Below are 14,179 nucleotides of genomic sequence, written 5' to 3'. Positions count from 1 at the left end.
CAAGAAGGGTTGCCCGGTAGGACTGCACCCACGTACAAACGCACATCTTTGTCAAATTGGAGGTGTTTTTGTTGAAATTTATCCATAAAAGCGCGCTTCTCCTGGTTGTTGCCGCAGGCGCGTTATCAGCTTGTGGAGGCGGGGGTGGTGGTGGCGGTGGTGGCTTTGCGGGCCTGGCCGCCGTGAGTGACCCGGGTACGGGCACGACGACCGGCGGCACGCCGATTCCGAATGACGTGGTCGACAGCTCCGGCAATGTGGCTGCCGACGCCTACAAGGCGACTGCCGCCCAGTTCGCGAAGGATGCAGGCATTGCTTATCGCTATGGCAACGCGCCGGCCGTGAACAACACCGGCATCCCGACCCTGGCAACCCGGCCGGACCAGACGATGAGCTATCACGCCGGTACCTGGCAGGTTGGTGGCCCGGTTCTCAGCGAGGCTGGCCTGTATTCGACCAACCAGGCGCACGTCGGCTTCGTCGCCGACAACACGGCTGCGCGCGTTGGCGTGGGCGATCTGCAGATTTCCGCGATCGATCACAACACCTTCGCGCAGGCGCCGCAGCTGCCCTGGCAGGAAGCGGCAGCCTGGGATGGCAGCGCCGGACGCGACAACTACAACATCAGCACCTACAAAGCTGCCGGGCAGGTGACGGGCGAACCGGTGGCGGTGGCGCGTTGCGGTGGTCGCACCGGCTTCTGCGCGACTTCCCTGGTGGCTTTCCAGAACGGCTTGATCGGCACCGCCGGCACCAACACCGCCAACAATCGCGTCTCGGTGAAGCTGCCCGCCAACAAGGTGCCCACCGGCATGGCCGTCACCAACACCAGCGAATACGCGCTGGTGACGGTGTGGGATACGACGGCGCTGAAGGGCCAGGTGGCGGTGATCTCGCTGGCGGGTCTGTGCAACAACTGCGATCCCTACAACCCCAATGGCGGAAACGCGACGGGCATTCGCGATACGAAGTACAGCGCTTGGTACGACTGGTGGCATGAGTGGATGGGCGTGTACCCGGGCCTGCCGAACATGGGCAACACCGCCTTCATGAAGGTGCTGGGCTACATCGACCTGCCGGGCATGAACGCGCCGACGGAAATCGCCGTCACTACCGGCTTCGATCAGTTCCAGACTTCCTTGCCGGAGAAGAACGGCGAGTTCATGGGGCAGACCTACTCGCCGCTGACCGATTCGGCCAAGCGTGCGACGTTCTCGGGTTCCGGCACGAACGCCAACCGGTACGCCAAGTCGGGTGTGGCGGTGGTCATCTCCAAGTCGGAGAAGAAGGCCGCCTTCATCGACCTGAAGCCGTTGTTCAGCTACGTCAACAGCGTCTACTTCGGCACCGGTCCGACGGAGTTCACGAACCTGGGTCAGGCCGACAACCAGTGGCCGTACACCTTCGCCAACAAGCCGCAGCAGACGCCGACGGTGATCTCGACGGTGGCGCTGGATGACCGGCCGACAGCGGTCAGGACCACGCTGTTCGGCAGTGTGCACCGCGCCTGGATCGCAACCGAAGCAGGCTCGCTGCGCATCTTCGGGCTGGGCAACGTGCCCACCGGCACCACGGCCGCGGATATCACCGAGAAGAGCCGCGTGGCCATCGGCAAGAATCCGACTTCGCTCGCCATATCCAAGATCGATCCGGACGACACCAGCTTCGAACCGCTGAACCGTCAGGTGCTCGTGGCTTCACGCGGCGATCGCAAGGTCCAGTGGGTAAGGTTCGCGGCCGATGGCAACAGCGGCAGCGTGGTTCGCGAATTGGCGGACAGCCGTATCGTCGACCCTATCGCGGTTGAAGACGCCGACAACTTCTCGAACGTGGGCCATGTGCTGACGATTGCGGACTACACCGGCAAAAAGGTATCCAACTACCGCTATGGCCCGGTGTTCTTCTCTGATCGTGGTGGCTCCTGGACCTGCCAGCCGCCGGGCGGATGCCCGGTCCAAGCGACTGGTGACGTCAAGATCGAGTTCGGCGGCAGCTACACGATGGAAGGCAAACCCTTCCAGCTCAAGACCGCCAACGTGCCTTGATCTGCTGAGAACTGCGCTCAATTGAACTGCGGCCCGCTCCATGCGGGCCGCTTTTTTTTGCGCTTCAGTCCGGCGGCCGTAGCGTCCAGGCCCTTTTCGACCGCCCATATGACAGTAAGAAGTAAGACAACACCGGAGTGCCTGCGTTTGCGTTGAAGTCGTCACCAAGCACAACCTTGGTAACACCGCCCTAGGGAGCCGGAAACACACAGGAAAGGAAGTGCAAGAGAGGTTGCTCGCACCGGTCAACCCCCGTAAAAACCCCAACTTAACCAATTTGGAGGGATTTGCGTGAAAGTCACAGATAAAAGCGCGCTTCTGCTGTTTGTTGCGGCAGGAGCGCTCGCTGGTTGTGGAGGTGGGGGAAGTGGCAGCAGTGGCGGGGGAGGCTTTGCTGCCCTGGGCGCTGAAACATCGACTGCTCCGGCTGCTGCCGCGCCGGCAGAAACTACCGCGACCAAGGAAGCAGCGCCGATCAGCAAGCTCGATTCGAGCTGGACCAAGGTCGCGGACGAAAATCAAAGCTTCGTGCTGAGCTCGGCGCAGGTCGTGCAGTACGGCGCGAACGACACCTACACGAACAAGTCGCTGTCGGGCACGGTTGCCTGCAGCAATGCGACCTTTGGCGACCCGCTGCAATACGTGGCGAAAGCGTGCTACGTGCAGACCGCGACGGCACCAGCGCCGGCACCCGCACCCGCCCCCGCACCCGCACCCGCACCCGCCCCCGCCCCCGCGCCTGCAGCGGGAACGCGGCTCGCCGGCGAGGGTTCGTCATTCAGTGTCGCCTCTGCCACCCTGGTCCAGTACGGGGCCGGATCATCGTGGGTTCAAAAGACGGTCACCGGCACCGCCAACTGCACGAACGAATACTTCGGCAAGGATCCTGTGCCGTTCGTCGTGAAGGCTTGCTATTCCCTCGGTGCAGCAACTGCGCCGGCTCCTGCGCCGGCTCCTGCGCCAGCTCCGGCTCCGGCTCCGGCGCCCGCCCCGGCACCGGCCCCTGCACCCGCTCCGGCGCCCGCCCCGGCCCCCGCCCCGGCCCCCGCGCCGGCACCGGCACCGGCACCCGTCTCCGGCGACGTCGTCGACAGCGCCGGCAACGTGCAGGCCAGCGCGTACCGTGCCATGGCACCGGTCCTCGCCAAGGCAGAAGGCATCGCCTACCGCTACGGCAACGCCCCGTCCGTGAACAACACCGGCATCCCGACGCTGTTCAAGCGCGCGGACCAGACGATGAGCTACCACGCCGGCACCTGGCAGGTGGGCGGTCCGGTCCTCGCCGATGCAGGGCTTTACTCGACCAACCAGGCCCACGTCGGTTTTGTCGCCGACAACACGACGCTGCGCATGGGCGTTGGCGACCTGCAGGTCTCGGCGATCGACCACAACACCTTCGCGCAAGCGCCGCAACTGCCCTGGCAGGAAGCGGCCGCGTGGGACGGCAGCGCCGGACGCACGAACTACAACGTCAGCACCTACAAGGACGCCGGCCTCACGACCGGCGAGCCGGTGGCGGTGGCGCGTTGCGGCGGGCGCACGGGCTTCTGCGCCACCTCGCTGGTGGCTTTCAACAACGGCCTGATCGGCACCGCCGGCAGCAACACGGCGAACAACCGCGGCTCGGTGAAGCTGCCTGCCAACAAGGTGCCGACCGGCATGGCCGTCACCAACACCAGCGAATACGCGCTGGTGACGGTGTGGGACACGACGGCGCTGAAGGGCCAGGTGGCGGTGATCTCGCTGGCCGGCTTGTGCAACAACTGCGACCCCTACAACCCCAATGGCGGAACGCCCACCGGCATCCGGAGCACGACTTACGACCGCTGGTACGACTGGTGGCATGAGTGGATGGGCGTGTACCCCGGCCTGCCGAACATGGGCAACATCGCCTTCATGAAGGTGCTGGGCTACATCGACCTGCCGGGCATGAACGCGCCGACCGAGATCGCCGTCACCACGGGCTTCGATCAGTTCCAGACGGCACTGCCGGAAAAGTACGGCGAGTTCATGGGGCAGACCTACTCGCCGCTGACCGATTCGGCCAAGCGCGCGACGTTCTCGGGTTCCGGCACGAACGCCAATAGGTATGCCAAGGCAGGTGTGGCGGTGGTCATCTCCAAGTCGGAGAAGAAGGTCGCCTTCATCGACCTGAAGCCGTTGTTCAGCTACGTCAACAGCGTCTACTTCGGTACCGGCCCGACGGAGTTCACCAACCTGGGTCAGGCCGATAACCAGTGGCCGTACACCTTCGCGTACAAGCCGCAACAGACGCCGACGGTGATCACGACGGTGGCGCTGGACAGCAAGCCGACCGCGGTGAAGACCACCATCTTCGGGCCGACTCACCGCGCCTGGATCGCCACGGAAGAGGGTTCGCTGCGCATCTATGGCCTGGGCAACGTGCCCACCGGCACCACGGTCACGGACGTCGTCGAGAAGGGCCGTGTCGCGATCGGGAAGAACCCGACCTCGCTGGCGATCTCGAAGATCGACCCGGAGAACAGGACCTTCGAGCCCTTGAACGAGCAGGTGCTGGTGGCTTCGCGCGGCGATCGCAAGATCCAGTGGGTGAGGTTCGCAGGCGACGGCAACAGCGGCAGCGTGGTTCGCACCCTGCAGGACTCGCGCATCGTCGACCCGATTGCGGTCGAGGATGCCGACAACTTCGCAAGCGACAACATGGTGCTGAGCATCGCGGACTACACCGGCAAGGTCGTGTCGAACTACCGCTACGGTTCCGTGGTCTTCGCGGGCGGCGGGGCCTGCTCGGCGTCATCGGGCGGCTGCCCGGTGCAGCCGACCGGTGGCATGAACATGGAGTTCGGCGGCAGCTTCACGATGGAGGGCCGGCCCTTCACGCTCAGGTCGGCCAACGTGCCCTGATCGCCCAGACCGTGATCTAGCCTGTCTACGGCCCGCCTCGTGCGGGCCGTTTTTTTTGATTCAGCGCAGCCAGGCGCTCGGGCGTGCCGACGTCGGTCCAGTCGCCGGCGTAGAGCTCGGCGCCGACCCGGCCTTCCTCCATCGCCGCGCGCAGGATGGGCGCGAGCGGCGCCTTGGCGCCCTGGGCATTGCCGGCTGGGATGCCGCAGTACGGCGGCGCGAACAGCCCCGCGCGGTAGAGGCCGATGGTGGAGAAGGTGTGCTTGACCGGCGCGTCATTCAACGCCAGCCCGGCCGGCGAAATCCCGAAGTCCCCGCGCAGGTTGTGCGGCGGGTTCGGCACCAGCCACAGGTGGGCAAGCCGTCCGCTGGCCGCGAAGCGGTCGACCGCTTCCCGCGTGAACGCGAACTCCGGCGCGAACACGTCGCCCGCCAGCACCCAGAAGATGTCGCCCAGAAGCGGCAGCGCACGCACGATGCCGCCCGCCGTCTCGAGTGCACCGCCAAAATCGCGGCCCTCGTGGGAGTAAGAAATGGCGGAAGCCGCATGGCGGTGCCCGAAGCGAAGCGGGATCTGCTCGCCCAGCCAGTCGGTATTGACCACGAGCTCGGTGAAGCCGCCCGCCGCCAGCGCCTCGATCGGCCACTGCATCAGCGGCTTGCCTTGAACCTCGAGCAAGGGCTTGGGCGTGACATCGGTCAGCGGCCGCATGCGCACGCCGCGCCCGGCGGCGAGGATCATTGCCTTGATGCTCACGCTGCCTCGGCCTTCTCGATCGCGCCGCGCTTCAATGCGTGCCTTTCCGCGTGGCCCGGCACGAACAGCGCCTCCAGGGCCTCCATCACCGCCCTCGCCTTGGCGGAGTGGTCGGCGCCAAAGTTGCACACGTAGACATCGAGCGTCACGCCGCGCTGTTCGGGCCAGGTGTGGACGCACAGATGCGACTCAGCCAGAAGCACGGTAGCTGTCACGCCGCCCGGACCCAGCGGCGTGGTCGGAAAGGTGTGGAACAGCGTGCCGACCGCCTGCAGCCCGGCAGCCTCCACGGCCTTGGCGCAAGCCGCGCCGACGGCCTGGGCGTCCACCAGCCAATGCGTCCCGCAGCGGCAGTCGTGGAGGTCGGCGGTGAGATGCAAGCCATGCATGGGCGGCACTCTAGCAGCCCGACCTCTGCCCCGGACGGCCCCCCCCGAAGCTCGCCCGTTAAAATACCGGGTTCCCCCTAACCTGCCCCCCAGAAAGCCGATCAGATGGCCAACCAAGCCTTGATGGCCAACGCGATTCGCGCGCTGGCAATGGATGCCGTACAACTTGCAAACTCGGGGCATCCGGGCGCGCCGATGGGCATGGCCGACATGGCGGTTGCGCTGTGGGGCGAGCACCTCCAGCACAACCCCGTCAATCCGCACTGGTTCGACCGCGACCGCTTCGTGCTGTCCAACGGCCATGCCTCGATGCTCATCTACGCCGTGCTGCACCTCACGGGCTATGCGTTGCCGGTCGAGGAGCTCAAGCGCTTCCGCCAACTGCACAGCAAGACCGCCGGCCATCCCGAAACGGGCGTGACGCCCGGCGTCGAAACCACCACCGGTCCGCTGGGCCAGGGCATCACCAACGCGGTCGGCTTCGCGCTGGCCGAGAAGCTGCTGGCCTCCGAGTTCAACCGCAAGGATCACGCGATCGTCGATCACTACACCTACGCCTTCCTTGGCGACGGTTGCCTGATGGAAGGCATCAGCCACGAGGCCGCGGCGCTGGCCGGCGCCTGGAAGCTGGGCAAGCTGATCGCGCTGTACGACGACAACGGCATCTCCATCGACGGGCGGGTCTTGCCCTGGTTCATCGACAACACCGAAGAACGCTTCAAGGCCTACGGCTGGAACGTGATCGGCCCGATCGACGGCCATGACGTGAAGGATGTGTCCAAGGCCATCGAGAAGGCGAAGAAGCACACCGACCGCCCGACGCTGATCATCTGCAAGACGCAGATCGGCAAGGGCAGCCCGAACCGCGCCAACACCGCCAAGGCGCACGGCGAACCGCTGGGCGCCGACGAGATCGGCCTCACGCGCACGGCGCTGCAATGGGCGCACGAGCCCTTCGAACTGCCGCACGCCGTGTACGAAGAGTGGGATGCCAAGGCCGCCGGCGCCCAGCGTGAAGCCGCGTGGAACGACAAGTTCGCCGCCTACGCGAAGCTGTACCCCGACCTGGCAGCCGAGTTCACGCGCCGCATGAAGGGCGAGCTGCCGAAGAACTTCCATCAGACCGCCTTCGACACCGTGGTCGCCGCCCACACCAAGGGCGAGACCGTGGCTTCGCGCAAGGCCTCGCAGCTCGCGCTCGAAGCCTTCACCGCCGCCCTGCCCGAACTGCTGGGTGGCAGCGCCGACCTGACCGGTTCGAACCTCACCAACACCAAGAGCACGCCCGCCCTGCGCTTCGACAAGGACGGCGCCGTGGTCCGCACCGAAGGCAACGAACAGGTCCCCGACGGCCTGCCGGGCCGCCACATCAACTACGGCGTGCGCGAGTTCGGCATGGCGGCCATCATGAACGGCGTGGCGCTGCACGGCGGCTTCATTCCCTACGGCGGCACCTTCCTCACCTTCAGCGACTACAGCCGCAACGCGATCCGCATGGCGGCGCTGATGAAGCAGCGCGTGATCCACGTCTTCACGCACGATTCCATCGGCCTGGGCGAAGACGGCCCGACGCACCAGTCGATCGAGCATGCCGCCTCGCTGCGCCTGATCCCCAACCTCGACGTCTGGCGTCCCGGCGACACCGCCGAGACCGCGGTGGCCTGGGCGGTCGCGCTGCAGAACGCCGACCGCCCCACCGCGCTGCTGCTATCGCGCCAGAACCTGCCCTACTCGCCCAAGAAGGACCTGAGCGACATCAGCAAGGGCGCCTACGTGCTGGCCGAGCCCGAGGCCGTCGGCCTCAAGAACAAGAAGCTCAAGGCCGTCATCATCGCCACCGGCTCCGAAGTGCAGCTTGCGCTGAAGGCCCAGGAGCTGCTGGCGGCAAAGAACATCGGCGTGCGCGTGGTCTCCATGCCGTCCACCACCACCTTCGACCGCCAGGATGTGGCGTATAAAAAGAGCGTGCTGCCCAAGGGAACGCCGCGCATCGCGGTCGAAATGGGCGCCACCGACGGCTGGTGGAAGTACGGCGTCGCAGCCGTCGTCGGGATCGACACCTACGGCGAATCGGCACCCGCCGGCGTGCTGTTCAAGCATTTCGGATTCACGGCAGAGAACGTCGCTGCCACGGTCGAAGCGGCGCTCAAGCGCTGACATCGACCGCATCACCCAGTTTTCAACCCTCCAGGAGCAAGGCACATGGCTATCAAACTCGGCATCAATGGCTTCGGTCGCATCGGTCGCAACGTTCTCCGCGCGGCGGTGCAGAACTTCAAGAACGACATCGAGATCGTTGCCATCAACGACCTGCTCGAGCCCGACTACCTGGCTTACATGCTCCAGTACGACTCGGTGCACGGCCGCTTCCAGGGCGAGATCAACGTCGAGGGCAACACGCTTATCGTCAACGGCAAGAAGATCCGCCTCACGCAGGAACGCGATCCCGCGCAACTCAAGTGGAGCGACGTCGGCGCCGACATCGTGCTCGAATCCACCGGCCTCTTCCTGACCAAGGAAACCGCGCAGAAGCACATCGACGCGGGCGCCAAGAAGGTGATCCTGTCCGCGCCCAGCAAGGACGACACGCCGATGTTCGTCTACGGCGTGAACGACAAGAAGTACGCCGGCGAGGCCATCATCAGCAACGCCAGCTGCACCACGAACTGCCTGGCGCCGCTGGCCAAGGTGCTGAACGACAAGTGGGGCATCAAGCGCGGCCTGATGACCACCGTGCACGCCGCCACCGCGACGCAGAAGACCGTCGACGGCCCAAGCAACAAGGACTGGCGCGGCGGCCGCGGCATCCTGGAAAACATCATTCCCTCCAGCACCGGCGCTGCCAAGGCAGTGGGCGTGGTGATTCCCGAGCTCAACAAGAAGCTCACCGGCATGAGCTTCCGCGTGCCGACCTCCGACGTGTCGGTGGTCGACCTCACGGTGGAACTGGTCAAGGAAGCCACCTACAAGGAAATCTGCGCCGAAATGAAGGCGCAAAGCGAAGGCGCGCTCAAGGGCGTGCTCGGCTACACCGAGGACAAGGTGGTCGCCACCGACTTCCGCGGCGACCCGCGCACCTCGATCTTCGACGCCGAGGCCGGCATCGCGCTGGACGGCACCTTCATCAAGCTCGTGAGCTGGTACGACAACGAGTGGGGCTACTCGAACAAGTGCCTGGAAATGGTGCGGGTGGTGGCGAAGTAAATCGCTTCAACCTCAAGCAATAGCGCGCCTTCGGGCGCGTTTTTGTTATCAAGCCGCTTGCAACAGTCGCTTGATCGTTTGCCGCGTCGTCGACGCCACGAATTGCTGTACGCGCCGCGCCAGCGTCTTGGCGCCGGACGCTAGGATCCACGGCCGGTTGCACGCTGTACTGGCGGATCAACTCTGCACAGCGCCCGGCGCCCGGGCCGCCTTCGGTTTCGTACTTCTTTTCCGACACGGTGCCCGCCAGCTGGCACAGGTCGTACTGCAGCAAGCGCCCAAGCGCGCCATCGGGCCGCTGGATGCGATCGAGGCGCTTGACGACGCAGGCCTGCGTGAGAGGCTCGTAGAACACGTCGGCCGTTGGCAGGCGGCACAGTGCGGCGGCGCGCATGATTACGGCTTCGTTTGCTGCCGAATGCCAGACCTTGGCGAGGCGTCGGATGTCCGGCTTGAGGATGTGCGTGGAAGGCGAGGTGCCCTGAGGAAGCCGAGGGATGCCGTCTTCGAACAGTGCGATGGAGGCCTTGTCCTGCGCTCCGGCCAATGAGACGCGTGCATGGCGCCCCTTGATGTCGATGGCCGATGCCGATTTGCTGCCGAGGAAGTCGGCCAGCGCCTGCCATGTCGTCGCCTCGTAAGACGCAGGCTGGGGGCGCTCACCGCCCGGCAGGATGACGAACCCGCCCGCTGTGTCGCCGGCCACCTCGTACAGCAGCGAGAACAGCGTCGATGCCTTCTTCTGCTCCGTGATGTAGGCGCGCAGTTCGCCTTCGGGCAGCAGATTTTCCAGGAAAACCTGGACGGCGTCGCAGTGCTGGCGGCCGGGACTCGGCGGGATTGCCGCGACCGGCAAGCGCTCGGCGCGTGCGAGCCAGTCGGGCGCATATTCGAATTCGAGTGGCGAACTGTCGTAGATGAAGGCGACATGATCCTCGCCATGGAAAAGATCCAGGCGGTCAGGGCGTGCCATCACCGACCCGTCGTGCCGCGCGGCCGCACCACCACCTCGAGGCCGAGCAGTTGCAGCACGTCGAGTGCCTTCTGCAATTGCACAGTCGGCTTGCCTGCCTCCAGATCCACGATGAAGCGGTTCCCCGTGTTGCCCAACCCGGCGATATCGAGCTGATTCAGTTGCAGAGCGCGCCGACGTTGGCGGATCAGCTCGCCCAGTTCGGTGGTGGAATGCACGACGGTGCCGTTCAAATTACCGACAGGTAAGTTCGAGGCTGATTCGGTCATGGATCTCCCGTTTAATTACCTTTCGGTAATTTTGCGTCTTTGAGCCTGTGGAAAGTCAAGAAATAATGACCGCTCGGTAATTCAAGGTATCACACCGGCTCCAGCACGTGGATGACCCGGTTCTCGGTCCACTCCTTCACCTGGGCGCCGTAGGCCGCCATGTGCGGCGCGGCGGCATGGGCCTGCAGCGCGGCCAGCGTTTCCCACTTCTCGATGACGACGAAGGTGTCCGGGCCGAAGGAGCCGCGTGAGGGCGGCATGCCGGCTGCGTCCACCGTGGCGTTGTATTCGATGCAGCCCTGCTCGGCCAGCACCGCGGGTCGGTTGGCGCGGAAGGCTTCGAGGATCCGATCGCGTTGGCCGGGCTTGGCCGTGATGACGGCGACGACGTGAATCATGGGCAGGTGCTCCTCTTGGAATGGAGCGTCGAATTTAGAGCCAAGAAGCCGTTCGCGCCTGTCGCGTCGGGAGCGGCCCTCGTCAAGCCCTGGCGCCCACCGGCCCGGCCGGGCGCCACCCGCGCTCGGGCATGTCGTGGGCATGGTGGAGTTGCATGCCTTGCGTCACGAAGCTCATGACGCCGCGGCGCCGAAGGGCGTCGTGTCGCGGCCCGCGGAAATGAACGCGGACTTCGTGTAGCGGCGCTGGTCGCGGGGCTGGCGCTCTCCCACGATCCGATCCAGCACACGGCTCGAGAGGTTGTCGGGCCTGCCCTGGTTGGGCACTCTCCGCCGCATGACGCCCTACGCGCCGGCCCGCGCCGCCCAGCGGCCGACCTGCTCGGCCAGCCAGGGCCCGTCGTCCAGCGGCAGGTCATGGCCGGCCGTGGGATGTTCGACCAGCGCCACGCCCCACTGCCGCGCCAGGCGCCGCGAACAGCGCACGTCCACCAGGGCGTCGCGCGCGCTGCCGAGCACCAGCAAGGGCACGGCCGGCGCCTGCACCGGCGCACGGTAACGCGCCGCGGCCAGCAGCTGCCGCAAGGCGTTGGATGGCGACACCGGCCGGGCTTCGCGCAGCGCCGTCCAGTCCTCGATCACGGCCGCGTCCGGCTGCAGGTGGCGGCTGGTCAGGCGCAGGATCGTTTGCTCGCGTCCGCGCGCGGCCTGGCGCGCGAACAGAAGACCGAGCAAGGCCCCGTAATTCGCTGGCCGCAGGCGTCGGTACCAGGGACTGAAGGGACGCAGACTGGTATTGATCAGCACGCAGCCGGCGAGCTCCAGGGGATGCTTCGCGGCCCAGTCCACCGCCACCATCGCACCGAGCGACATCGCAAGCAGATGCCAGGGCGGCTCGACCCCCAGGGCTAGCAGCTGTCGACGGCAGTCTTCCATCGTCGCCTCGATCCGCGCCGGGCTGCGTGCCTGGTTCAGGCGCCCGTTGCCGGGAAGGTCGAGCGCCACGATCCGGGCCCCCGGCAGGCGCTCCTGCAGAAGCTCGGGGAAGTGCCCCCAATGGCCGCTCTCACGCGTCAACCCGCGCAGCAGGACCCAGGTGCTCATAAGGGCTGTCGTCCGTACCACCTGGCCATCGCCTGCTGCCGGTGATGCGCTCTCTGTTCGCCGGCCGGCAGCCATCGTTCGTAGCTGCACACGGCCCGGGTGATGAAGTCCAGCCAGCCGATGTGCCGGCGCAGCACGCGCTGCTGCCGGTGCTCGATCATCGGATTGAAGATGCCGTGGCGCGAGAAGATCTGGCGCGGGTTCTTCTTGATCCACAGCCACGAGCCCATCTCCAGCGTCACCGGCAGGAACACCGTGTCCGGCCGATTGGTGGCGCCGAGGTACAGGTGGTCCCACAGGTCGCCGTGGGCCAGGTACTGGCGGCTCTGCGGTTCCAGCACGTAGCGGTGATGCAGCAGCGTCTGGTCGAGGATCTCGCACAGCGCGTGCATCTCGGGAAGATGCGCGATCGGGCGGGAGGTGTGCGCGTAGGGAAACCAGATGCGGTCGGTCAGGCCGAAGCCGGAGTGGCAATCCACCGCGACGCTCAAGGGCCGGCCCAGCAGCTCGGTCTCGACCAGCGCGCACAGCGCGGCGCTCTCGCATTCCATCGGCTGGCCCTGCGCGCCGCGGTACCACGGCAGGCCGGCGCTGATGCGCTGGCCGCCGACCAGGTAGGGCACCCGTTCCTTCGACTCGACCGGCGCATTGCGCATCAGGTCGACGCCGTTGGGATTGGCGCGTGTGCCGAGCCACAGCCCGCCCGGATTGACCAGCGGCATGAACACCAGGCGCATGGCTTCCAGTTGCCGGTGCAGCGTCTCGTCCCACGCGAGCCGCATCACGATGCTGCGCAGGTAGGCGATCGTCACCTCGGCGCCGATGCGCTCCAGGCCATGCACGCCGCCGAAGAAGCCGACCGCCGGCGCATCCGCTCGCGCGCTGCCGAGCACGAAGGCGTGGACCGGAAAGCGCTGCTCGCCGGCCACGACCTCACACAGCACGCGCTGCTCCATCAGCGGGCCCGCCAGCTGGGCGAGCCTCTGCAGCTCCAGCAGTTCAGGCAGATCCGTCGGATTCACTCGTCAAATGGAAGTCGGGTGAAACCAGGATAGCGGCATTGCATGCCATCAACGTGTCATATGACGCTCTTAGGGTGGGACCCATGCCTCACATGCTCTGGCCCACCACGACCCATTCCATCCGCGCACTCGGCGGCGCCCTCGTCTGGGGCGTGGTCGAAGTCGTCGCTCTGGCGCGCTCGCGCTGGAGCGCCCGCAGGCACGCCAGCCACTGAACGCGGGGCGGTCTCACTCCGCCAGCACCATCCACGACACGCCGAAGCGGTCGGCCACCATGCCGAAGGCCGGTGAGAAGAAGGTCTTGGCCATCGGCATCTGGACCTGGCCGCCTTCGCTCAGGGCCGCGAAGAGGCGCCGGGCTTCGGCTTCGTCCTTTGCGGTGAGCGCGAGCGAAATGCCCTCGAACTTGGGTTGTCCCGCGGCCATGCCGTCGGAGGCCAGCAGCTCGGTCTCGCCGATCTGGAAGGACGCGTGCATCACCTTGTCCGGCGAGATGGGCGCGCCGGAGCCGTTGCCGCATCCTTCGGCGCCGGCCGGGTCGGGGTTGTCCTTGAAGCGCATCAGGTCCTTCACCTTGGCGCCTAGCTTGCTGCTGTAGAACTCGAGCGCCTCTTCGCAGCGGCCGTCGAACAGCAGATAGGACTGGACTTTCATTTCGGATCTCCTTGGGGGTGGGTGGGGGGATATCGCCGATTCCGGCTTCAGCTCTTGGGAAAAGCGCTCATGTCCATGTACGCCAGCTCCCAGAGATGACCGTCCAGGTCCTCGAAGCCGTGCTGGTACATGAAGCCGTGGTCCTGCGCCTTGTTGGGCGTGCTGCCGCCGGCGGCCACCGCCTTGGCGACCTGCGCATCGACCTCGGCGCGGCTGTCGCACGAGAGGCACAGCAGCACCTCGGTGCTCTTCTTGGCGTCGGCGATGGCCTTGGGCGTGAAGGTCTTGAAGTAGCTCTCGACCAAGAGCATCACGTAGATGTTCTCGCTGACGATCATGCAGGTGGCGTTCTCGTCGGTGAACTGCGGGTTGAACTTGAAACCGAGCGCTGTGAAGAACGCGACCGATTTGTCGAGGTTCTTGACCGGCAGGTTCACATAGATCTGGGTCGCCATGTCTTGTCCTTTGGAAAGTGCGG

At 65.9% G+C, this 14,179-nt stretch carries 14 protein-coding genes; 5 read left to right on the top strand and 9 right to left on the bottom strand.

Features of this window, described 5'->3' with window-relative positions:
- Positions 1–182 precede the first annotated feature (182 nt).
- The gene (locus tag ACSQ89_RS29620) at positions 183–2,045 is read left to right on the top strand and encodes a hypothetical protein (RefSeq protein WP_436294129.1); all 1,863 of its coding nucleotides are present in this window, start codon (positions 183–185) and stop codon (positions 2,043–2,045) included.
- Positions 2,046–2,573: 528 nt separating this feature from the next.
- Entirely contained in the window at positions 2,574–4,931 is a 2,358-nt protein-coding gene (locus tag ACSQ89_RS29615) for a hypothetical protein (protein ID WP_436296605.1), read from the top strand.
- Positions 4,932–4,956: 25 nt separating this feature from the next.
- On the opposite strand, the gene ACSQ89_RS29610 is transcribed toward ACSQ89_RS29615, so the two are convergent.
- Together ACSQ89_RS29610 and ACSQ89_RS29605 are read right to left on the bottom strand one after the other, a co-directional pair.
- Complete coding sequence (locus tag ACSQ89_RS29610) at positions 4,957–5,673, bottom strand: nucleotidyltransferase family protein (RefSeq protein WP_436294257.1); 717 nt, start codon at positions 5,671–5,673, stop codon at positions 4,957–4,959.
- 11 nt (positions 5,674–5,684) lie between these two features.
- Positions 5,685–6,077, bottom strand: coding sequence for an S-adenosylmethionine decarboxylase family protein (locus ACSQ89_RS29605; protein WP_436294131.1), 393 nt, complete (start codon positions 6,075–6,077; stop codon positions 5,685–5,687).
- A gap of 105 nt (positions 6,078–6,182) precedes the next feature.
- On the opposite strand from ACSQ89_RS29605, the gene tkt reads away from it, so the two are divergent.
- Together tkt and gap are read left to right on the top strand one after the other, a co-directional pair.
- A complete protein-coding gene (tkt, locus tag ACSQ89_RS29600) occupies positions 6,183–8,234 on the top strand; it encodes a transketolase (RefSeq protein ID WP_436294132.1) in 2,052 nt (683 codons plus the stop codon).
- A gap of 45 nt (positions 8,235–8,279) precedes the next feature.
- Positions 8,280–9,281, top strand: coding sequence for a type I glyceraldehyde-3-phosphate dehydrogenase (gene gap / locus ACSQ89_RS29595; RefSeq protein WP_093107137.1), 1,002 nt, complete (start codon positions 8,280–8,282; stop codon positions 9,279–9,281).
- Here the strand turns inward: gap and ACSQ89_RS29590 are convergent.
- The 5 genes from ACSQ89_RS29590 to ACSQ89_RS29570 all read right to left on the bottom strand — a co-directional run bounded on the left by ACSQ89_RS29590 (position 9,202) and on the right by ACSQ89_RS29570 (position 13,047).
- Positions 9,202–10,254 carry a HipA domain-containing protein gene (locus tag ACSQ89_RS29590; protein WP_436294133.1) on the bottom strand — a complete coding sequence of 351 codons (1,053 nt, stop codon included), beginning with the start codon at positions 10,252–10,254 and terminating at the stop codon, positions 9,202–9,204. The genes gap and ACSQ89_RS29590 overlap by 80 nt on opposite strands.
- Positions 10,254–10,523: a helix-turn-helix transcriptional regulator gene (locus ACSQ89_RS29585; protein ID WP_436294134.1), complete on the bottom strand. Its 270-nt coding sequence runs from the start codon at positions 10,521–10,523 to the stop codon at positions 10,254–10,256. The genes ACSQ89_RS29590 and ACSQ89_RS29585 overlap by 1 nt, the downstream gene beginning before the upstream one ends.
- Before the next feature lie 89 nt (positions 10,524–10,612).
- Positions 10,613–10,921 (bottom strand): putative quinol monooxygenase, encoded by a 309-nt coding sequence (locus ACSQ89_RS29580; RefSeq protein WP_093107141.1) that lies wholly within the window; start codon positions 10,919–10,921, stop codon positions 10,613–10,615.
- Positions 10,922–11,266: 345 nt separating this feature from the next.
- Entirely contained in the window at positions 11,267–12,025 is a 759-nt protein-coding gene (locus ACSQ89_RS29575) for an alpha/beta fold hydrolase (RefSeq protein WP_436294135.1), read from the bottom strand.
- The gene (locus ACSQ89_RS29570; protein ID WP_436294136.1) at positions 12,022–13,047 is read right to left on the bottom strand and encodes a M14 family zinc carboxypeptidase; all 1,026 of its coding nucleotides are present in this window, start codon (positions 13,045–13,047) and stop codon (positions 12,022–12,024) included. The genes ACSQ89_RS29575 and ACSQ89_RS29570 overlap by 4 nt, the downstream gene beginning before the upstream one ends.
- 83 nt (positions 13,048–13,130) lie before the next feature.
- Here ACSQ89_RS29570 and ACSQ89_RS29565 point away from each other — a divergent pair, with 83 nt between their 5' ends.
- Positions 13,131–13,262 (top strand): hypothetical protein, encoded by a 132-nt coding sequence (locus ACSQ89_RS29565; RefSeq protein WP_280142631.1) that lies wholly within the window; start codon positions 13,131–13,133, stop codon positions 13,260–13,262.
- A 13-nt stretch (positions 13,263–13,275) separates the two neighbouring features.
- Here ACSQ89_RS29565 and ACSQ89_RS29560 read toward each other — a convergent pair whose 3' ends face one another.
- Together ACSQ89_RS29560 and ACSQ89_RS29555 are read right to left on the bottom strand one after the other, a co-directional pair.
- Positions 13,276–13,701, bottom strand: a complete 426-nt coding sequence (locus ACSQ89_RS29560; RefSeq protein ID WP_436294137.1) for a VOC family protein — start codon at positions 13,699–13,701, stop codon at positions 13,276–13,278.
- Positions 13,702–13,748: 47 nt separating this feature from the next.
- Entirely contained in the window at positions 13,749–14,156 is a 408-nt protein-coding gene (locus tag ACSQ89_RS29555) for a VOC family protein (RefSeq protein ID WP_093107149.1), read from the bottom strand.
- Positions 14,157–14,179 lie beyond the last annotated feature (23 nt).

Origin of the sequence: Variovorax sp. LjRoot175 (assembly GCF_964253805.1) — a bacterium.
Taxonomy (GTDB): Bacteria; Pseudomonadota; Gammaproteobacteria; order Burkholderiales; family Burkholderiaceae_C; genus Variovorax.
This window is presented reverse-complemented; position numbering and strand designations above follow the sequence as displayed.

Coding starts and splice junctions, on each gene's coding strand:
- ACSQ89_RS29610 (WP_436294257.1), bottom strand. CDS start 5,673: ATGATCCTCGCCGCCGGGCGCGGCGTGCGCATGCGGCCGCTGACCGAT.
- ACSQ89_RS29605 (WP_436294131.1), bottom strand. CDS start 6,077: ATGCATGGCTTGCATCTCACCGCCGACCTCCACGACTGCCGCTGCGGG.
- tkt (WP_436294132.1), top strand. CDS start 6,183: ATGGCCAACCAAGCCTTGATGGCCAACGCGATTCGCGCGCTGGCAATG.
- gap (WP_093107137.1), top strand. CDS start 8,280: ATGGCTATCAAACTCGGCATCAATGGCTTCGGTCGCATCGGTCGCAAC.
- ACSQ89_RS29590 (WP_436294133.1), bottom strand. CDS start 10,254: ATGGCACGCCCTGACCGCCTGGATCTTTTCCATGGCGAGGATCATGTC.
- ACSQ89_RS29585 (WP_436294134.1), bottom strand. CDS start 10,523: ATGACCGAATCAGCCTCGAACTTACCTGTCGGTAATTTGAACGGCACC.
- ACSQ89_RS29580 (WP_093107141.1), bottom strand. CDS start 10,921: ATGATTCACGTCGTCGCCGTCATCACGGCCAAGCCCGGCCAACGCGAT.
- ACSQ89_RS29575 (WP_436294135.1), bottom strand. CDS start 12,025: ATGAGCACCTGGGTCCTGCTGCGCGGGTTGACGCGTGAGAGCGGCCAT.
- ACSQ89_RS29565 (WP_280142631.1), top strand. CDS start 13,131: ATGCCTCACATGCTCTGGCCCACCACGACCCATTCCATCCGCGCACTC.
- ACSQ89_RS29560 (WP_436294137.1), bottom strand. CDS start 13,701: ATGAAAGTCCAGTCCTATCTGCTGTTCGACGGCCGCTGCGAAGAGGCG.
- ACSQ89_RS29555 (WP_093107149.1), bottom strand. CDS start 14,156: ATGGCGACCCAGATCTATGTGAACCTGCCGGTCAAGAACCTCGACAAA.